This window comes from Fulvitalea axinellae (assembly GCF_036492835.1).
Classification (GTDB): Bacteria; Bacteroidota; Bacteroidia; order Cytophagales; family Cyclobacteriaceae; genus Fulvitalea; species Fulvitalea axinellae.
Genome location: NZ_AP025314.1, coordinates 2,627,184 through 2,646,849, shown reverse-complemented (window position 1 = coordinate 2,646,849; position 19,666 = coordinate 2,627,184). Strand labels below are relative to the sequence as shown.

Sequence of the window (19,666 nt, the reverse complement as noted above, 5' to 3'; positions counted from 1 at the left end):
CTCTGGTGACAAATCTGTATAAACAGTGCTTAAATATGAACTTTAGTCCATGGACAAATACATGGACAAAGTGATAATTTATTGATAGTAAGGGTTTAATGTGATTTGCTGTGATGGCGGACTTAGCGAAAAAGAGATGAGTATGTTTTGAGTGAAATATTGGGAAGCAGTCTTCTCTTAGCTTGATTTGGCTCTAGAATGAAGCGTTTAACCAGTCCTAATTCTCACTGTTGAGTAAGTGGCCCTCTATAAAATCAAGTAGTGAAACGTCCTTTGGCAGCTCTAATTTCTTTCGTAAGCGATAACGGCTTTTGATGATGCTGGCGCTTGACACGCCTAGCATATTAGCGATATCATTCGTCTTCAGTTTCAGTTTTTCTAAAGCTAACAGACGTTCTTCAGATTTGGTGAGGTTGATGTCTTTGTTTTGGATAAGAACAAAGAAGTGGGGGTTCACGGTAATGAATTTTTCTTTAAACTCATCCCAGTCTTCATTAGTGAGAATCTTTGCAGATGTCAATTCCTGTAATACATCAAGTTCTTGTTTCTCATTGACGGTAGTTTTCAATGATTCCAGCTCTTCGCTAAGCATCTCTTTCTCTCTGCTACGTTCCAAAAGCGCTTGGGTAAAGCTCTCTAACTCGACTTTATTCTGTTCTAACTTTGAGTTGAGGGCTTTACGTTTCTTTTTATTTCGAAATGTAGTAATCAAAAGGGCGCCAGCGCCAAGGGCGATCGTTATCGCTAAACCTATCCACAGTAAATTCTTTTTTCCTGCTTCCTGTGCTTTATCATTTTCCAAAGACATTATTCGGCGTCTTTGCCTATCGGAAGTATGCTTTTCCCAATTTAGTGAGAAGAGCTTTTGATAATGCGAGAAGGTTTTGATCGTAGATTTATCATCGTTACCAAAAGCCATGTAACGGTTTCTCAATGCCGGGTTGGAGCCTTCGAGCAATGATGCGATTTTCCATTCTGGAGGAAGTATGTTATGTCGCCTTTTGGGCGGTGGTTTATGCCCGCGTGGTGGGGGGGTACCTCTTGGAGCTCCTTCCTGGTGTTTCCGAAATCTATTGGTAGCTAAAAAGAACTCAGACTCAAAATATCCTTTATTTGAAATCTTGTTTAACCATTTTTCAAGTAGCTGAAGTTTTTGCTTAGCTTCAGAAACATTTTCCAGATTTAAGGCATATCTAAATTCCCTCAGATATATATAGAAATGTAAAATGGCATTGAATTCAGCGTCAACGGGCAACTTGTTGTCTTTCAATTCTTCTAAAAGCTCACGAGCGGCTTCGTAATTATTCTGAAGCAGATAAATGTCGGCTAGATTCAGACTGTTAAGGGCGTTTTCTTTTGCGTATTGAGGGAGCTTAGTCAGTCCTTTTAGTTTAATCCTCTCTTCAATAGCGGTATCCCAGCTTCTATTCATCACATATAGTGACGCAAGCTCGTTCAAAGTATATATTTGAAAAGCGGAATCCGTTTGATGCTGATAAAGTGAATACGCTTTTTCGAAACATTCAATGGCTTCCTCAAATCTCATATCAGCATTGAGGACCTGAGCGGTAAAGTACCAAGCGTCGGCCTCAAGCAATACGTCCCCTGATATTTTAAATTTATTTACCGCTTTGTAATAATCTTTGGAGGCATTCTCAAAATCTTTTTTATCAAAGTAAAGATCTCCTCTTTTCTGAAGCAGTAATCCGGAAATTAGAGGGTTTTTGAAATTGAGGCTGTCTTTCAGGATTTGATTTAATCGCGCTAAGACATCATTCTGTTTCTCTACAGAGGTAAATTCTTCGATCAGAAGTCTTAGGTTTTTAACAGTTTCGCTTTTGTCGCTTTGAGATTTTGTCAGTTGTATAGCACTGTCAAGATAAATAAGGTTTTCCGGGTACAGACTTTGTCTCATCTTCTCGGTCAAGGAGTTTAGATGAGATCGGTAGGTGAGTGTATGATTTGGTTTGCTTTCATCGTTTTTCAGAATAGGCGTACTTTCAGAAAAAGCGTAACCTGTTGAAAATATGAAGAAAGCCGAAGCTATGGTGAGAAATATTTGAATGTTGTGTTTTGAACCCACTTTATAGTAATGAATTTTTAAAATAACGATACTGGCATAAAGGTAAGATTCTTTGATAATAATAATCTATTTCGATATGATTAAACTATAATTCTACTTTTGGTTTCCAAGGCCTAAATCATGCCGATGGTTTTATCTAAAAAGGGTGTGTGTTTTAGTATATTATAAACTACGCTTTGACTTTGCTGGAAAATTATGAAATATCAACATATGTGAAAGGGAATTCCAAACCTGCAACTACAATGATTTAGTAATTGATTTAAGAACTGTGTTTACTTCTGTCAAAATGCTAAAATTTGATTTGAAAGAGGCAAATACCAGAGCTTGATCTATTACTATTTAGTCGATAAAAGTTCTTTCGGAAAATCACGCCTCAGAATTATATGAACTCGAAGAATTTTTGTGATACTAATTGGCCGGAAGGCTTTCCACAAAATCCAACAGTGACACATCTTTCGGAGATTCCAATTTTTTGCGAAGGCGATAACGGCTTTTGATAATCGACGAGCTCGAGACGCCTAACATATTCGCGATTTCGTCTGTCTTCATGCTTAGTTTCTCCAGAGCCAGTAAACGTTCTTCCGATTTGGTCAGACGAATACCTTTGTTCTGCATTTGTATAAAGAAATGGGGATGGACTGTCAGGAATTTTTCTTTGAACTCGTTCCAATCGTCATGGGTCAAGATTTTGGAAGAGGCCAGATCAAGCAATACTCCCAATTCCTCTTTTTCGCCGAAGGCTTCTTTTAAAGATTCCAGTTCATGAGTCAGGATTTCCTTTTCCCTGCTTCGTTCCAACAGCTCGGCGGTAAAGCCTTCAAGCGCTCGTTTGTTCTGCTCCAATTTTCTGAAAAGGGCTTCTCGCTTACGCTTATTCTTCTGGATAACCCAGATAACGGTTCCTCCGCCTAAAACCAACGAAAGGGCAAGGCCCATCCACAGCAATTTCCGTCGATTGGATTCAAGCAGTTTGTCTTTCTCCAAAATAACGATCCTTTGCTGTTGGCGCTCGATCTCGTTTTCTTTCCTTTCCGTTTCAAACTGCGATTGGTAGAATAGAAACGCGTTCGATTTAGTTACGTTAAAAATAGAATCCTTTATCTGCAAGTAGTTCTTCAGGTGGAGGTTCGCCTCGGCGGGCTTGTGCTCTTCCAATAGAGTGGCCAGCATGTGTTCCGCAATCATTTTCGTTTTCGGATTATTTACTTTGCCGTTGAGTACGCGTTTTGCCGACTTTATGGCTTCTTTGCGTTGTCCTTTCAACTGATACAAGCGTGACGAAGCCAAATCGATCTCGGTCTGATAATAATCGGGGGCTCTTAATTTTTCAACCCATTCCTTTGCGAGTTGAAGGTGCTTTTCGGCTTCGGGTATTTGCTTCCGCTCAAAGGCGTATCTAGACTCTTTTATATGGGCGAAATAATTTATTATAGCATAGTCAGGATCCGACTCGGGGATATTAGACAGAATACTACGGAGAGTATCCAGAGTCTGCCGGGTTTTCCCTAAGGCATTTTGGTTAAAATAATTGTCGGTGAGATTAATTAAGTTAATAGCCCGTTCTTTAACGGCCCCACGGCTTCTTGCTAAGGCGTCAATTTTTAGACGGTCTTTAATCGCTTTATCATAAAGAGTGTTCATCCCGTAAAGCGAGGCGAGTTCGTTCAGCGTATGTATTAGATAGGCCGAATCCGCTTTGGCTTCGTAAAGAGGGTAGGCTTTTGTAAAACTTTCCACCGCCGGCACAAAACGTTTCCACGCGGCGTTTACTTGTCCGTTGAAATACCAGGCGTCGGCTTCGTATATAGTATCACCGGATTGGTGGAAAAGCGTGGAGGCTTTCACATAATCTTTTGAAGCGTTTTCGAATTGATTTCTATCGAAATACACTGCGCCCCGCTTTAGAATCAAATGGGCGGAAGACGCTGGAGATTTGAATTGCTGGCTATCCACCAGAGCGGAATTAATCAGGTTTAGCGCACTATCCTGATCTCCTTTAAATATATAATTCTGGATGACGAAGCGCGTTTTCTTTGCGGCCATATCATAATCCCCGTGTTCCTTCGCTAATGCGATTGCGCTGTCGAGATATGCGAATCTTTCCGGATGGCGGTTGCGGACCATCTTTGTTGTTAAGGTATCCAGAAAGCGAAGACGCTTCTCGTTTGAGTCGGCTTGTTTATATTCCTTGATCAACCGGTTCGTATCGTCTTGGGCATTAAGGACCTGAAAAGGATACAATGAGAGAACCGTTAAGGCTATGATTAAAGAAATATTTGCGGATTTCACGGAATACGGGGTTGTTTTGTGGCTAATAAGTGAATTTCAGGAATTGATACGAAAAAAAAAATCCGTAGGCAGGCTATACTCATAATTTTACTTGAAGAAATTTGAATTTAATTCTAACTCACTGGATGATATTGGGGTATCGGTATGAAAATGCGCGAGGACGTGTTTCGGGCATGGCGTTTAAAACAAATCGGGTGAGTTTTGTTTTAAGATTCTATTTCCCGCTCTGCGAGTTGATTTGATTCTCCATACTGCGGTACTGCCGGTTGGAGCTTTGGAATTGCTTTCTTGAAGGGAAACGTATACATTTGGTGACTACTCAGTCATTATGGGAAAGAAACTCGAAAAGAAAGAAGCTATAGTGGAGGCGGCGCTCAGGCTGTTTTGCACGGAAGGTTTTCAGGGAACGTCCACCGCCAAAATCTCGAAAGAAGCGGGTGTGGCTACCGGAACCTTGTTCCTTTATTTTAAAAGCAAGGACGAGCTTATCAATAAACTGTATATAGAGGCCAAAAGGAGAATGTTCGAGGCGATTACGAAAGGCTTGGACAGTAACTGGCCCGTCTGCGAACAGTTCGAGCATCTTTGGACCAATCTGGCTATGTGGGCCGAAAAGGACTTCTGGGCTTTCAAGTTCGCCAACCAATACAAGTACTCGCCATACATCGACAAACTGTCTCAGGAAGAAGTAGCGGAGAGCTTCGCTTTTGCCCAAAACCTTATAGCGAAAGCGGAGGAAGAGGACCTTTTCGGTCCTTTGCCTACCGAATTTTATATGAAGCTGTTCTTTACCGTATTGGTGGAGAGCGTAGGTTATATAGTCTCGGAAAAATTGAAGGGAGAGGAAAAAGAGCGCTTTGTGAAAAACGCTTTTGAGGCGGCCTGGAAAAGTATTTCAAAATAATTTCAAAGAAAACACACCTTTTTGGGCAAACTTCCGTTTAGTGATAAAAGTGACTAGTCAGTCATTTTTAAAATCATGAAAATTGACATGCGAAACGCCCTAATCCTGAGTTTCGCCTTAACGGCGATAGCCTTGAATTCCTGCACGATGACACACCAAAGCAAAATCGTTTCGAGCGAAGAGAAAAGACAGGTTCGGATTTCCCAATCACCGAATTTCAAAGACGGCAAATTTATAAATGAAGAACCGCTTGACAAGATGACGGCCGGGAGTATCTGGAGAATGGTAAAGGATATGGTAAACGGAGGCCATCCGTTGCGGGAACCCAAAACGCCATTGCCGATGTGGGATAAGGAATGGACCGATTTCCCTGATGAAGGCCTTTGGTTTTCGTGGCTCGGCCATTCCAGCGTATTTATAAAGCTTGAGGGAACCAAAATCCTAATCGATCCAGTGTTCGGAAAAAGAGCCTCATTTACGGATCTGGCCGGACCGAAAAGGATGCACCCGGTGCCCGTAAAGGTTGAGGAACTTCCGGGAGCCGACGTAATCGTGATTTCGCATGACCATTACGATCATTTGGACAAAGGCACGGTCCGTAAACTTTCCCAAAAGACGGGATTGTTCCTCGTTCCGCTGGGAGTGGGAAAAAGACTTGAGAAATGGGGAATCCCAACAGAAAAAATCAAAGAGCTTGATTGGTGGGAAACCGAAACGGTTAAAGGAACGGAGTTTACGCTAACGCCGGGAAGGCATACGTCGGGACGTGGACTGACGGACGCCGGCGAAACGCTTTGGGGCGGTTGGGCTATCAAAAAAGGGGAACGCAACCTGTACTACAGCGGAGATACCGGATATTATGAAAACGGGTTTAGGGAAATCGGCGAAAGGCTAGGGCCGTTTGATTTGTCGCTTATGCAAGTCGGGGCTTACGATAAAAATTGGCCGTCTTGGCATATGTTCCCCGAAGAGGCGGTAAAGGCGCAGAAACTCGTGAAATCTACCGAAATGGTTCCGCTTCACTGGGCGACTTTCAACCTGGCTTTCCACAGTTGGTACGATCCAGCTTTGCGCTTAAAGAAGGCCATGGATTCGGCTTCGTTGAACGTCGTGTTTCCAATGTTGGGAGAGCCTGTGGAAATGGATTCTTTGCGAATCCGGGACAGGTCCAAGCCTTGGTGGCAGACGTTCGTACCCGAAGAAGAGGCGACAGATTTGGAAAGCCAAGCACACTTGTAGAAGAAATAATGGATTATTTTCAATATATATAATACCGCAAGCTAATACGTTTTTGCTTTCTCTGTTTACTTATTTAAATTGAGATGATAAATAGTTTTTATATCTACCGAACTATATCGTTCGGACACGATGTTTACCTTTTATTGTCTGGCTAAAATGAGAGAATTAGTTTGCGTTTTTTTGATATTGCTTTCCCTTCGGGGATACGCTCAAACTCCCGGAGTTTTGTTTTCGAGGATAGGCTATGACCTATCGGGAGAGAAAAGAATAATCATCAGCGGGGATGAGAAATCCGCCGTGAAGCAGGGCGTTCTTGCCGAGATTGTCGGGAACAACCAAAAGACTGAGGCAAGCCCGAAATATTGGGGCGAAAAGTGGCGGAAGCACTGGTGGGTGATCGATATCAGTGACTTGAAAAAAGGGGATTATGAGTGTCGGATAAGCGAAGACACCATCCACTTTAGCGTAAAGCCCGATGCGCTTTGGGAGGATACTTGGAAGGAAGTGTCGATCGTTCAGCTTCAGGGGCGCGTAAAGATGCGTGAGGAAAACTCGGTGAAAATGGGTCCGGAGTTTGCCCAAGGCGGAGGCTGGCAAGACTGCGGTGGATCGCTAAGGGAAACGAACAGCCACGCCACTATGCTGATCGGGCTGATGGATATGCTGGAATTTTCGCCGAACCGGATTTCACAGTTCGACCAAAACGAGATCAGAAGGCAAATGATAATCGGCCTTGACTATATCGCTTATTGCCAAGAGAAAGGCAAAGAGCTTGGAAAAGGAGAGGGTGCGATCATTCACGAATGGCCAAGACACAAAAACGTGATCACGGGCGATGTAGCCAAAGGCGCTTTGTGTTTCGCCAGAGCGAGTAGGGTACTGAAAGATTATTCGCCGGAGAAGGCCAAGGAATATCAAAAGCGTGCCGTTAGGTCTTTTGATTGGTTGGACGAAAACGGATCGCAGGACCACCCGGGCGGTACGAGCTTCCGCGGTGATGTTCTGCCTGATGACGGATTCCACAGAATCGCTTACGGAGCGCCGGAAGGTTATAAGCGTCCGGAAGAGTGGATGACCAGAGACCTTGTTACGATGACTTGGACCGCTTTGGAGCTTGCCAAATCCGGAAAAAAGAAATATAAAAAGTCGGCCGTAAAATATGCTGATCAGCTGATGGCTAGGCAAATAGCCAAAGACGACGCTGAGGGCGGGTTTTACGGGCACTTCAGGGTTTTCTCTTCGTCGCCGTTTTCCGAAAAAGCGTGGAGCCACCACCATATGGGCTTTGACGCTGGGGCCACATTCCCGCATTATCTAGTGCCGTTGATCGAAATGTCAGAGCTTTGGGCGGGGCACCCGAAGGCTAATTCATGGAAGAAAACGGTAAATGATTTCGCTTACGGGTATTTCTTGCCGGCTTGTAACGAGAATCCGTTTAGGCTTTTGCCGATGGGCTATTTCAAAAACGAGGGAATTCTGACCTTCAGCGGGTTGTGGCACGGAATGAACGGAGCTTACGGATCAGCGGCGGCTTTGGCCTTGGATCTGGAAAAAATGACCGGTGATAAGCAGTTCGGGCAAATAGCGACAGGAAACCTTCAGTGGATTGCGGGGCTGAACGCTGGGGTTAAGGAGCAAGGAAAGTTCGTTTCCAAAAGTATGATTTACGGAATCGGGCAGGAGTATATTGGTAGCTGGACGAAGCTGGAGGGTACGATCTGTAACGGCTTTGAGTCGGACAGGCAATTCCAGTTTACCGAACCGAAAAAAGAGAATGACGGACCCTTCGTGTTTACTGACGAAGGTTGGATAACCCACTCGGGCGGATGGTTGAGCGCCATCAGCCGTTTGGTTCGGGAAAAGAAGTCGCTTTGAGTTAAATGATAAAGATCGAAACCTGAAGAAAATAGAGTAGGGGAAGCGATACAAAAAAGGGAAGCGCTTGGCACGATAGTTCCAAGCGCTTCCCTTTTTTTGATGGGTTAAAATTTTATTTCTGTACCTTATCAAAATCCTGTTTACGGACTATCTCGCCGTATTTGTTAAAGTAAGTCCACACTCCGGTAGGCTCTCCGTTTTTGAAAGTTCCGACACTCTCTTTGTTGCCGTTTTTATAGAAGAAAGTCCAATTGCCGACTTTCTCACCATTTTCCATTCGGCCATGGACTGCCGGACGGCCATTATTATAATATTCCAACCAATCGCCACTCAATAGGCCATTATAATAATTCTCTTGCTTAAAGAGGTTTCCGTTATCATCATAAATAATTACCGAGCCTTCTCCGTCTTTCAGGTTTCCTTTATCTAGCTCAATTCCTTTAGGGTTATAATACGTCCCGATTTGGTAAAGATGACCTTTCAGCCATTGGTTTTCTTGTTTGAGCTGTCCGTTGGAATAGAAATTTCCCCATAAACCGTCCTTAGCGCCGCTAATATAAAATCCGATAGACATCAGCTGACCATTGTCGAAATAAGAATACCATTGACCGTTTCGTTCGCCGGATTTGTATTGGCCTTCCTCGCTTAGCTTTCCGTTTTTATGGTAGTATTTCCAGAGTCCAAGTTTATTCCCGTTAGAAAATTTACCAAGAGAGTATAAAGCTCCAGTGTTATAATAATTTTTCCAAACGCCGTCTTTCTCACCGTTTTTATAAGCACCGGTTGCGCTATATTTTCCGTTAGGGAATTTTTCGAAATATACGCTGTCGGGCAACCCGTTTTTGAAATACATTTCCTTATACATCACGCCATTTTCATATTTCATGATGTATTTTCCTTCGGGCTTTCCGTTTACGTATTTGATATTCGAGAATATCCGGCCATTGTCGAAATAGGCTACAGAGTCACCGGACAATACGCCTAACGAGTCGAAAGAGTAAGTGGCTTGTTTTGAGCCGTCGCGGAAATTACTGCGCCATTTGCCTACGTTTATGCCGTTTCTATATTGACCTTGTTTAAACGGGACGCCGTTATCATAATATTCAGCGTATTTTCCGTTTTTAATTCCTTTGCTGTATTGGATCATAAAGGTGGCGTTTCCTCTAGAGTCAAAGAGGTTTACGCTACCGTCGAGCTCGTTGTTTTTGTAGGGAACAATGCCTTTCAAGACGCCACTTTGATTGTATTCTCTCCAAATACCGATTTTCTGGCCATTCTGATATTTTCCGGAAAGGCGAAGCACTTTGTTAGAATAATAATACCGCGCAGGGCCAGTCAATTCGCCACGTTCGAAGCGAAGATCAGCGATTAACTTGGGTCGGGTAGCGTCTGAGTATAAATGGTATTTCCCGTTAAGGCGATCATTCTCAAACATGGCTACGACTATGGGCTTACCCGTGGTTTTGGAGTATAATGTCCATTGACCGGTTTTGTGGCCAGTGGCGTAACTGCCTTTGATTTTCAGCCGGCCTTCGGGATCGAAGTATTGCCATACGCCGTCGGGAATTCCGTTAGCGTTGAATTCGCCTTTGCTTTGGTATTCGCTTAGTCCGTCAAACTTGTATAGTTCGAAAGCCTGTGAATATGCATAGTTAAAATTAATGAATATGGCCAACGACATTATTGTCGCGAATACTGCCTTGAACATTCGATTAGAAATAGGGTTCAGTCTAGTCATTCTTAAAAATCCTTTACTGCACGACGCCATAGTGGGTACTTTGGTGTGTTTCTTTAAAGTTAAAGAACCGGAGCATAATAGCCATAAATATATCCCTAATTCTGATTATCATATTTCCCAGCACGAGATTATAATTCATGTTATGTTAAATAGGGTCTCCTATAACAAAGAAGCCATCCTGTTTCGGGATGGCTTCTACTCTTCGGGGCCAGTTAATGGAATTAACTAACAGTTCCCCCATTATAAATGTTTTTGTCCGGGTTAAGGAACGCCAAAGTACCGTCGCTGTTCTCGGCCATCAGGATCATTCCTTGGGATTCGATCCCCATAATCTTTCTAGGCGCCAAGTTGGCCAGAAGCAGAATCTTTTTGCCGATCACTTCCTCAGGGCTATACGATTGAGCGATACCGCTAACAACCGTACGTTGGTCCATACCTGTATCGACTTTGAGCTTAAGAAGCTTTTTGGATTTCTTAACCTTCTCCGCTTCCACGATCTCACCGACTCTCAGGTCCATTTTCATGAAATCGTCGAATGACGTCAGTTCCTTTTGCTGAGTTACGGGCGCTACTTTCTTTTCCAACTCATTGGCTTTCTTCGTGTCTTCCAGTTTCTGGCGTTGCTTCTCGATCATCTCGTCATCGATCTGTTCAAACAGGAATCCGCCTTTGTTGATTTGCTGTCCTACCTCCAACAGATCCGGTCTGCCGGCGTCTGTCCACGCAAGTTCTCCAAGGTTGAACAAGTCCTTTAGCTTATCTGCGGTGAACGGCATAAACGGACGTGCTAAGATCGAAAGGTTCGCTGCCAACTGAAGGCTGATATTAAGGATAGTTCCCGTTCTTTCAGGATCAGTCTTGATAAGCTTCCAAGGCTCAGTATCAGCCAGATATTTGTTACCTAAACGCGCCACTTCCATCATAGAAGCCAGAGCCTCACGGAATTTGTATGACTCAATTCCCTCGGCGATTTTGGCCGGAAGCGCTTCCAGTTTCGATATAATCTCACGATCGTAGTCCTCAAGGCCTGCTATCGGCGGAATTTTTCCGTCAAAGAACTTGTGGGTCAATACCTCCGCCCTTCTTACGAAGTTGCCGAAGATGGCTACCAGTTCGCTGTTGTTTCTAGTTTGGAAATCTTTCCAAGTGAAGTCGTTGTCCTTGGCTTCAGGAGCGTTCGCGCAAAGCATATAACGGAGTACGTCCTGCTTGCCAGGCATATCCTCAAGGAATTCGTGCAACCAAACGGCCCAGTTCTTTGAAGTGGAGATCTTGTCGCCCTCAAGGTTCAGGAACTCGTTGGCCGGCACGTTATCCGGCAAAATGTAGTCGCCGTGCGCTTTGAGCATCGTAGGGAAAATGATGCAGTGGAATACGATATTGTCCTTGCCGATAAAGTGAACGAGCTTGGTGTCGTCACTTTTCCAGTACGGTTCCCAGTCTTTGCCGGCTTCCGTGGCCCAATCTTTCGTTGCCGAAATGTAGCCGATCGGAGCGTCGAACCAAACGTAAAGGACTTTACCGTCGGCGCCTTCCACCGGAACAGGCACTCCCCAATCCAGATCGCGGGTTACCGCTCTTGGGTGAAGGCCTGAGTCCAACCAAGATTTACACTGTCCGTAAACGTTGGATTTCCATTCCTTGTGGTCTTCCAAGATCCACTCTTTCAGCCAGGGCTCGTATTTGTCCAAAGGCAAGAACCAGTGTTTGGTGTCTTTCAAAACCGGCTTCTCCCCGCTCAAAGCGGATTTTGGATTGATAAGCTCGGTTGGGCTAAGTGACGAACCGCAAGATTCGCACTGGTCGCCGTATGCGTTTTCGTTGCCACATTTCGGGCAAGTGCCCGTGATGTAGCGGTCTGCCAAAAACTGTTTGTTGGCTTCGTCGTAGTATTGTTCCGAAACCTGCTCTACAAATTCGTTTTTGTTGTACAGGTCTTTGAAAAAGTCTGAAGCGGTATTGGCGTGAGTTTTCGACGAAGTTCTTGAATAGATGTCGAAACTGATGCCGAATTTCTCAAACGCCTCTTTTATGATAAAGTGGTATTTGTCCACCACTTCTTGGGGCGTTATCCCCTCTTTCTTGGCGCGGATGGTGATTGGCACCCCGTGTTCGTCCGAACCGCAAACGAAGACCACGTCGTCTTTCTTCAGTCTTCTATATCTTGCGTAAATGTCCGCCGGCACGTAAACCCCTGCCAAGTGTCCAATATGCACAGGTCCGTTAGTGTACGGCAAGGCCGCGGTAACGGTATATCTTTTCGCTTCTTTGTTAGCCATTGACTTAAGTATATGATTTTCCAAAAAGTCAGCGCAAATATAACCAATTTTTCAGCGGTGCGTCTTTGATCTAGAATGAAAAAATCATGTCTCCCCCACTTGCTTTATTACATTTGCTGGATTTCAGATGGAGAGATACAAAAAAAAGCGCCCCAGGTAACTGGAACGCTTTGATTTCATTTCGTCAGAATTATTCTGCCCGGTCCCAATATTGGGTTTTACCGATAAGGGAAATGCCGATATATCCGCGGACCTTAAGCTGTTTGCCCGCTTTTTTCAATTTCAGTTCGCAAGAATACGTTTTTCCTTCTTTGGGGTTGTAAATGGTGCCTCCCTCGTATTCGCCGTCGCCTTCGGCAGTAAAGCCTTTCAGCAAATTAATGCCCATTATCGGTTTTGAACGTAGATCTTTGTCCGGGTTTTTGGTGTCCAACTTCTCTTTTCCTGCATCGTCTTTCGGGTTCTTGAGCCAAACTATTTTCCCGCAGAACTTCTCACCACACTTATATATCTCGATTTTGGCGTCTTTGTCCTGGTTATACCAAACGCCTATCAAAGGATCGGTCCCCGCGGCGAAGCTCGAAGAGTGGAAAAATGCCAAGGCGAGGATCGCAAAGAAAACCGGTCTGATTTTATCTAGTATCATGTCAATAAGTTTGTGTTGGTTTAAACGTGTTCAATCGTTAAATTGTACAGATAGAATTTTGTGAGCCGTATTTTGATGGCATCTGTAACTAAAGTTAGCAAAATATTGCGGAAATCGAAGCGGGATTAAAATGGAAACTATATCATGCTTCTTGTTCCGGCTTCGCCTAACACTAAAAAGAATTCAATTTTTGTTGGAGTAAAAGGGTTACTTATTTCTGCCCATTAGTATTAAAAAAATGAACGACCAAGAAACTCTTAAGAGGTTGCGAGCTGGTGATGAAGGCGTTCTGGCAGATTTGTACAAGAAGCATTTCCACAAGATCACTTCCATGATTACCCGCCAAGGCGGTGGCATGGAAGAGGCCCAAGACGTTTTTCAGGAAGCTTTGGTCGCCTTTTGGCAAAACAGCAGAAAAGAAGACTTTAAGCTAACGGCTCAAATAGGCACTTACCTTTATAGCGTTTGTCGGAATCTGTGGACTAAAGAGCTCTCACGAAGGCAACGGTTTTCGACCGAAGAGGCGGATAAACCAATCGAATCTGATTATGACCGTGACGAAAGGGTCCGGATAATCAGGGAGTGTGTCGGGAAGATGTCGGAAACGTGTAAGAAAGTGTTGACACTTTTTTATTTCGACGGATTAAGAATGGAAAGAATAGCTAGCGAATTGGGTTATTCTAGCACGGATGCGGTAAAAACACAAAAATATAAGTGTAAAAAGAAGCTTGACGCTTATATCAAATCACGCTTTGGGGCGGAAGATTTTCAAGACTTATGAGTAAAGATCTCAGCCATACGGAACTTATAGACAATTATATCCTGAACAGGCTTTCCGGTCCGGACAAGTTGCTTGTCGATGCCAGAATGTCGATAGACAGCGAGTTCAGGGAGCAAGTGGAGTTCCAGCAAAGTGTAATCAACGAGATTCAGAACGCTAAGAAAGCGGAGCTGAAAGCCATGTTGGCGAGCACGTATGTGCCTCCGGTTCCTCAAGGCCTGACTGTTTTGAACAAAGCACTGAACGTTCTCTCTTGCGTGACAATAGTGGCTGGAATAGCTTTGAACCCTACTGCTCCACAAATCCCTCAGGAGGAAAAACCTTTAAATATTGAACTGGCGGAATTGACAGCAAGCACTCTTGAGGTGGAAACTGCCAGTAGCCCAGTGGCGAAACCTAGTATTCCAATCGCCAAACCTGTGGAGATTGCGATGAAGGAGAAAACTCCTGAAATCGTTATGCCGAACAGTATCGTAAGACCTGACAGGGCTTCGGAGAAGGTGGACGACACTATTGAAATTTCCCAAGCGGAATCTTCAATTAGGTCCGAAGAAGCTTCGGAAAAGTTAAATAGCAGGTCTGGAAGCGGGGTTAGCTTCAATGTCCAGACAATTATGAGTTTCAAGAAAAAGTATAGGTTTGAGAATGGTAATCTGATTCTCTTCGGTGATTTTGGAAGGAGCCCTTACGAGATCATCGAATATCGAAAATTGGGAGAATCACATTTTCTACTTTATCATGACAAAGCCTATTATGAGCTTAATACTGATAAACGGGAACCGACTCCTTTAATTCCGATGAAAGAAGAACTAATTCGGGAAATATCCGAAATTAGAAAATAACCCAAGGGAAAATAAAAATGCCCGAAGACCATAAGTCTTCGGGCATTTTTTTGAATTAGAATAACGCTATTTTCTCACTTCTACAGAGATTGGAGTGTTTCGCATTATTACCCACTTTTGTAAGTAATCCTCAAAGCCTTTTTTGTCTTTGAATCGCTTGTCCGCTAATTCCCATCCGCTTACAAAATCGAATTCGTAGATTCCGTTTTCCGGTTTGAGTGAGGCGTAAAAACTATCGCTAACGGCATTGTCTGTTTCCGGATCCTTTTCTATTCGTCCCGAACTAGCAAAACACGCTTCAGGAATTGTCAGAGCCATACCCAAAAGATCGCCGTTCTCACTTTGTTTACCGAAAGAATAAACTGACCAGCCTCCATTATCTTTGTAGACGGTTTCCTTGCCTTTGAATTTTAAGTTAACCACACCGGCTACTAGCTCGGGATAGTCAGGCCCGACCAGTTTAATTTGACTTCGGTATGCGTGCTCTCCTTTTACAATTTCGATTCTCTCAGTTAACTGATATGTTTTTTTATTGACGATCCATTCAGGATAAACCAATTCGAAAATGGCCCTGACGGGTCCTTCAACCAACTGTTTGTACTTTACGTTCGGTGTGTTACCGAGGCGGTGCAATTTACCCTCGCCGTCTTTCATAGCTAAAGATCCGGCTCCCAAAGACGTACCGACTTTCAGCACATCCATTCCCCAGTCCTTCAGTTTGTGGTACCCCCCTTTGATCGAGTCCAGAACAAGTTCCGTTTGTTGTTTTCCGAAAATATCTTTTCCGTTTCGTTCGTCGAAATAAAGACGGAAACCGATTTTGTCGTTTTCCCATACAACGCCTTCTAGTTGGTACAATTGCGGAATAACTTGCGCCTTTTGGACCGAATCCATAACGTGTTCCGTCACTTCGCTAAAAGTTCCGTTTCGCTCTTTTGAAACACCCAATCTGGCCTGTACTTTAAGAGGCTGTCTTTCCTTTTCGCCATTCCATTGGTAGGTGAATTCTGTTTCGGATATTGAAGGGATATTGGCTAAGAAAACGATCTCGTCCCAATTGCCGTCACCATCCAAATCGTCGTGCTGTACGTTTAGCTTTTTATTGTTTTCGTCATAAACAGCTATCCATTTTCCACTTCCTGCGAGGTCTTGTTTTTTGATAACGATTGGCTTCGATTCCAAATCGTTATCGGTAGGGTTTTTCACTACCAATCCTGGGCGTTTCTCTCCGCAAGAAATTACGGATAAGAAAACTGCGGAATATAAAAATTTCGATACGATTCTCATTTTTGGAAAATTATGAAAGAACCAAAATCCGTTATTGTTCATTTGACGGTTTCCCTATCGTAGCCAAGATTCCTCCGTCAACGTAAACTACTTGTCCGTTAACGAAATCGGAGGCTTTGGAAGACAAGAAAACAGCGGTGCCCGCAAGATCTTCGGGATCGCCCCATCTGCCGGCGGGAGTTCGGCCTATGATAAACTCGTTGAAAGGATGCCCGTCCACCCTGATCGGGGCTGTCTGTGAAGTGGCGAAATATCCAGGACCTATTCCGTTAATTTGGATATTGTGTTTGGCCCATTCCGTGGCCAAATTTCTGGTAAGCATTTTCAGTCCGCCTTTGGCCGATGCGTAAGCGCTTACGGTATCCCTGCCCAATTCGCTCATCATGGAGCAGATGTTGATGATCTTTCCTCCACCTCGGCTGATCATCCCCTTAGCGACGGTTTTTGCCATAATAAAGGGCGCTACCAAATCAACATCGATTACTTTGCGGAAATCGGCGGGTTCCATTTCAATGGCTGGTGTACGTTGAATAATTCCCGCATTGTTTACGAGAATATCGATCCCTCCTATTTCGGATTCGATTTTTGACACAGCCTCCACAACCGCCTTCTCGTCTGTTACATCAAAAAGATACCCTGACGCTTTAAAGCCATGGGATTTGTATTCCTCCACGGCCGTTTCCAAACGGCCGGTGTCAATGTCGTTAATTACAAGCTCTGCGCCCGCGCCTGCCAGGCCTTTAGCCATGGCCATGCCCAAGCCATGTGTTCCGCCCGTTACCAGAGCGATTTTTCCAGTTAAATCAAAAAGTTTCATTATGGTTTTCTTTAGTAAAAGAGACCCCGTAATAAGGGGCCTCATAGGTGCATAACGTATTGATTTCGTTTAGCGAATATCGCTTACTGCTTCTATATCCATATCCGAATAGTCGAGGTTTTCGCCAGCCATACCCCAAATAAAACTATAGTTTGACGTTCCGGCTCCTGAGTGGATAGACCATGGAGGCGAGATTATCGCCTGGTGATTTTTCATCCAGATGTGACGGGTTTCTTGCGGTTCGCCCATAAAGTGGCAAACGGCTTGTCCTTCGGGAAGGTCAAAGTAGAAATACGCTTCCATGCGGCGATCGTGCGTATGGGCCGGCATAGTGTTCCAAACACTGCCTGATTTCAGCTCGGTTAGTCCCATCTGCACTTGGCAAGTGTCCAACAGGTCGTTTACGATCAACTTATTGATCATTCTGTGATTACTGGTTTCCGGAGAACCCATTTCCATCACTACAGCCTCTGATTTTGAGATTTTTCGGACCGGGTATGATGTATGGGCCGTTGCGGAGTTCAGATAAAAGAAGGGTTCCTCGTTATTTTCCGCTTTAAAAATGACTTCTTTTGCTCCTCTCCCAATATAAAGCGCCTCTTTTTTCGAAAGGCTGTAAGCTGTTCCGTCTACAACGACGGTACCGGCTCCCCCTACGTTGATAATTCCGATTTCTCTTCTTTGCAAAAAGAAATCTGAACGGAGAATGTCCAGGGTGTCCAGTGTAACCTCAGCGTTTCCCCGAGGCATAGCTCCTCCGACCATATAGCGGTCATAGTGGGTATAAGTCCAAAGCACTTTGTTTTCTTCGAAAAGGGTTTCGATAAGAAACTCGTCTCTGAGAGTTTGTGTATCCATCCCTTTCACTTCTCGGGGACTGGATGCGTAACGGGATTCGTGTTTAGTGTTCATGAGGTATTCTTAGTAAGAAAAATTTGATAATTGGGAAGGCTGTGAATTAGTTTCTGACAAAAACTTTCCACTTCCCTTCTTTTGGGGTGTTTTTGGCTGTCAACACAATCCGGTTCATTTGGCCCCAATTCCTTTTTATCTTTTTACTAATAGAAACGCTTTCCACTTCAGCTTCGAAGACCGAAGCATTATAGGTGAGTGTCATTTCGTCTCCATTTTCGGTAACAATTATTAGCTTTCCTTTTTTTCCTTTTCTGACTTCGTTTGGAGTCATAAAATGCAAAGCGCTTTTTCCTTCGGTTTTATTCAGTACAAACCTGTCCGTAAGTTCCAGACCTTTCCCCCTTTTCAATTTTATCGTACGGTTCCACGATTTCACTCCGGCGTTTTTCGGATACGCGCTGGCGATATCTTGGCTCAATAAAGCGTTTTGGGAATTGGCGCTATATATGATTTTTGAGCTTTTGAATTCCCGACCGTTCTTTTGCCCAATGCCGTTAATCACCGGAAGGTTGTGGTATTCCGATTGCATATTCCAGATCTTATAACGATTTGGGCCGAAGGTATTGAGCGTATAAGTATCCGAGCCAACATCCACTAAAACAGGCTTGCCGTTGAAGTACAAAACAAAGTTCCCGACATCATTATGGTTATGGCTTTCGGCGTTGTGACCGGCTTTGGCCGAGAGGAAAAAACCTTTGTCAGAGCCGGCTTTGTCACGAGCGGTCATAAATCCGGTTTCCTTGAGCCATACATCCTTAAGGTACGGAGGGTGAGAGTTTTCGCTGTCTTTTTTTACAGGAAAAAACAAACCGAAAAGCTGACGATCGATTGATGATTTGCTTATTCTGCCTTTCGCAAAATAAGTGGCGAAATCTGTAAGGTTTTTATCGCCAGAAGCTTCGCCTGCTCTAGCAATCAAGTTGACCGGTGGGGTGAAAAATGGGGCGGCGTCGGCATAGTTGACAAACGCTTTTCCGGATATCTGGCTTTTGTAAATATAAGCCAACATGTTCCCGAATAGCGGATCGTCATTTACGTCCATTTTCCCTTGGCTGAAGATCCGTATCCATTCCGAAAAATCGAAAGCGCTACCGGCGGCCCGTCCCCAATAGTTTGGTCCTTCGTCGCAGCCTCCGTCTTCTGGGTATTGGTTGAAAAATCTGTCAACAAAACCCATAAGGCGATATACTCTTTCCGCTTTCAACTTTGGGTCATTCTCAAAAACTAGAGTGGCAATAAGCACGTTTGAAGAAACCCATGGGTTCCAATTATTCACAAAGCGTTCGCCTTTTCCCATCCACCAGTAAGTGTCTCTGGTAGCCACTGGATCAAGCACCCGTTTTTTTACTTCCAAACGCATACGTCTGCGAACCTCTTTTGAGTAACCATCAAGTTTGTCGCCCAGCAAATAGTCTGTGATAGCGAAAGATTTGGCGATTCTCCCCGCAAACAGGTCCACTACCGGATCGTCTATTAACGGCAAGCCTCTGCCTCCACGTTGCATAGTCAAATGCGCCACTCCGCTCCACGTACTCGCTTCTGAGAAAGTCCAGATGAAATCGGAAATAAAAGGGATAAAGCGTCCTTTGTTTTCCACGCATTCGGCCAAGACCAGGTCGTTCATCGTGGCGAGATTTCGGTGTAACAGTTTGTCGAGCTTTGATCGGTCCCCTTTCTTGAACGATTCCATAAACTCTGAAGGCAATGGGTTTCTGGGTTTTGTTTGCATAGCCTTTTCCCCACGTTTCACCAAATCCTTTCTAACGTTATCGGGCAGAGCGTTCCAGCCTTTCCTATCGTTAATTCTAGGAAAAGGCAACCAATCCGTTTTTTGGATCGCCACGGCCTTTCTAACGTCTTCAAGAGTGTATTTGGTTGTGAAAACCTTATGACCGGCCTCCACGGATAATGGCAATCGAAAAAGAAGGATTAACAGAAGAAAATTCGAAACGAAATATCTCATAATCG

The 19,666-nt window shown here is 44.2% G+C and carries 14 protein-coding genes; 5 read left to right on the top strand and 9 right to left on the bottom strand.

The window, feature by feature from the left end; all coding sequences use genetic code 11:
* Nucleotides 1–217 precede the first annotated feature (217 nt).
* Nucleotides 218–1,915: a tetratricopeptide repeat protein gene (locus AABK39_RS10110; protein WP_338391221.1), complete on the bottom strand. Its 1,698-nt coding sequence runs from the start codon at nt 1,913–1,915 to the stop codon at nt 218–220.
* 576 nt (nt 1,916–2,491) lie between these two features.
* Entirely contained in the window at nt 2,492–4,372 is a 1,881-nt protein-coding gene (locus AABK39_RS10105; RefSeq protein WP_338391220.1) for a tetratricopeptide repeat protein, read from the bottom strand.
* A gap of 328 nt (nt 4,373–4,700) precedes the next feature.
* Between AABK39_RS10105 and AABK39_RS10100 the strand changes: the two genes are divergently transcribed.
* From AABK39_RS10100 to AABK39_RS10090, 3 genes are all read left to right on the top strand, one after another.
* Nucleotides 4,701–5,276: a TetR/AcrR family transcriptional regulator gene (locus tag AABK39_RS10100; RefSeq protein WP_338391219.1), complete on the top strand. Its 576-nt coding sequence runs from the start codon at nt 4,701–4,703 to the stop codon at nt 5,274–5,276.
* A gap of 75 nt (nt 5,277–5,351) precedes the next feature.
* Nucleotides 5,352–6,515: an MBL fold metallo-hydrolase gene (locus AABK39_RS10095; RefSeq protein WP_338391218.1), complete on the top strand. Its 1,164-nt coding sequence runs from the start codon at nt 5,352–5,354 to the stop codon at nt 6,513–6,515.
* A 225-nt stretch (nt 6,516–6,740) separates the two neighbouring features.
* Entirely contained in the window at nt 6,741–8,390 is a 1,650-nt protein-coding gene (locus AABK39_RS10090; RefSeq protein WP_338391217.1) for a glycoside hydrolase family 9 protein, read from the top strand.
* Nucleotides 8,391–8,505: 115 nt separating this feature from the next.
* Here the strand turns inward: AABK39_RS10090 and AABK39_RS10085 are convergent, their stop codons facing one another.
* From AABK39_RS10085 to AABK39_RS10075, 3 genes are all read right to left on the bottom strand, one after another.
* The gene (locus AABK39_RS10085) at nt 8,506–10,131 is read right to left on the bottom strand and encodes a toxin-antitoxin system YwqK family antitoxin (RefSeq protein WP_338391216.1); all 1,626 of its coding nucleotides are present in this window, start codon (nt 10,129–10,131) and stop codon (nt 8,506–8,508) included.
* Nucleotides 10,132–10,352: 221 nt separating this feature from the next.
* Nucleotides 10,353–12,410, bottom strand: coding sequence for a methionine--tRNA ligase (gene metG / locus AABK39_RS10080; RefSeq protein ID WP_338391215.1), 2,058 nt, complete (start codon nt 12,408–12,410; stop codon nt 10,353–10,355).
* 190 nt (nt 12,411–12,600) lie between these two features.
* Nucleotides 12,601–13,056: a DUF2147 domain-containing protein gene (locus AABK39_RS10075; RefSeq protein WP_338391213.1), complete on the bottom strand. Its 456-nt coding sequence runs from the start codon at nt 13,054–13,056 to the stop codon at nt 12,601–12,603.
* A 238-nt stretch (nt 13,057–13,294) separates the two neighbouring features.
* On the opposite strand from AABK39_RS10075, the gene AABK39_RS10070 reads away from it, so the two are divergent.
* Entirely contained in the window at nt 13,295–13,837 is a 543-nt protein-coding gene (locus AABK39_RS10070) for an RNA polymerase sigma factor (protein ID WP_338391212.1), read from the top strand.
* Nucleotides 13,834–14,679: a hypothetical protein gene (locus AABK39_RS10065; protein WP_338391211.1), complete on the top strand. Its 846-nt coding sequence runs from the start codon at nt 13,834–13,836 to the stop codon at nt 14,677–14,679. The genes AABK39_RS10070 and AABK39_RS10065 overlap by 4 nt, the downstream gene beginning before the upstream one ends.
* A gap of 66 nt (nt 14,680–14,745) precedes the next feature.
* Here AABK39_RS10065 and AABK39_RS10060 read toward each other — a convergent pair whose 3' ends face one another.
* From AABK39_RS10060 to AABK39_RS10045, 4 genes are all read right to left on the bottom strand, one after another.
* Entirely contained in the window at nt 14,746–15,966 is a 1,221-nt protein-coding gene (locus AABK39_RS10060) for a DUF4861 family protein (protein ID WP_338391210.1), read from the bottom strand.
* Between the two features lie 31 nt (nt 15,967–15,997).
* Nucleotides 15,998–16,786 carry a gluconate 5-dehydrogenase gene (locus AABK39_RS10055; protein WP_338394681.1) on the bottom strand — a complete coding sequence of 263 codons (789 nt, stop codon included), beginning with the start codon at nt 16,784–16,786 and terminating at the stop codon, nt 15,998–16,000.
* A gap of 66 nt (nt 16,787–16,852) precedes the next feature.
* Nucleotides 16,853–17,695: a 5-dehydro-4-deoxy-D-glucuronate isomerase gene (gene kduI, locus AABK39_RS10050; protein ID WP_338391209.1), complete on the bottom strand. Its 843-nt coding sequence runs from the start codon at nt 17,693–17,695 to the stop codon at nt 16,853–16,855.
* Nucleotides 17,696–17,741: 46 nt separating this feature from the next.
* The gene (locus AABK39_RS10045) at nt 17,742–19,661 is read right to left on the bottom strand and encodes a heparinase II/III domain-containing protein (protein WP_338391207.1); all 1,920 of its coding nucleotides are present in this window, start codon (nt 19,659–19,661) and stop codon (nt 17,742–17,744) included.
* Nucleotides 19,662–19,666 lie beyond the last annotated feature (5 nt).

Coding starts and splice junctions, on each gene's coding strand:
- AABK39_RS10070 (WP_338391212.1), top strand. CDS start 13,295: ATGAACGACCAAGAAACTCTTAAGAGGTTGCGAGCTGGTGATGAAGGC.
- kduI (WP_338391209.1), bottom strand. CDS start 17,695: ATGAACACTAAACACGAATCCCGTTACGCATCCAGTCCCCGAGAAGTG.
- metG (WP_338391215.1), bottom strand. CDS start 12,410: ATGGCTAACAAAGAAGCGAAAAGATATACCGTTACCGCGGCCTTGCCG.
- AABK39_RS10095 (WP_338391218.1), top strand. CDS start 5,352: ATGAAAATTGACATGCGAAACGCCCTAATCCTGAGTTTCGCCTTAACG.
- AABK39_RS10045 (WP_338391207.1), bottom strand. CDS start 19,661: ATGAGATATTTCGTTTCGAATTTTCTTCTGTTAATCCTTCTTTTTCGA.
- AABK39_RS10065 (WP_338391211.1), top strand. CDS start 13,834: ATGAGTAAAGATCTCAGCCATACGGAACTTATAGACAATTATATCCTG.
- AABK39_RS10060 (WP_338391210.1), bottom strand. CDS start 15,966: ATGAGAATCGTATCGAAATTTTTATATTCCGCAGTTTTCTTATCCGTA.
- AABK39_RS10075 (WP_338391213.1), bottom strand. CDS start 13,056: ATGATACTAGATAAAATCAGACCGGTTTTCTTTGCGATCCTCGCCTTG.
- AABK39_RS10085 (WP_338391216.1), bottom strand. CDS start 10,131: ATGACTAGACTGAACCCTATTTCTAATCGAATGTTCAAGGCAGTATTC.
- AABK39_RS10100 (WP_338391219.1), top strand. CDS start 4,701: ATGGGAAAGAAACTCGAAAAGAAAGAAGCTATAGTGGAGGCGGCGCTC.
- AABK39_RS10110 (WP_338391221.1), bottom strand. CDS start 1,915: ATGAGACAAAGTCTGTACCCGGAAAACCTTATTTATCTTGACAGTGCT.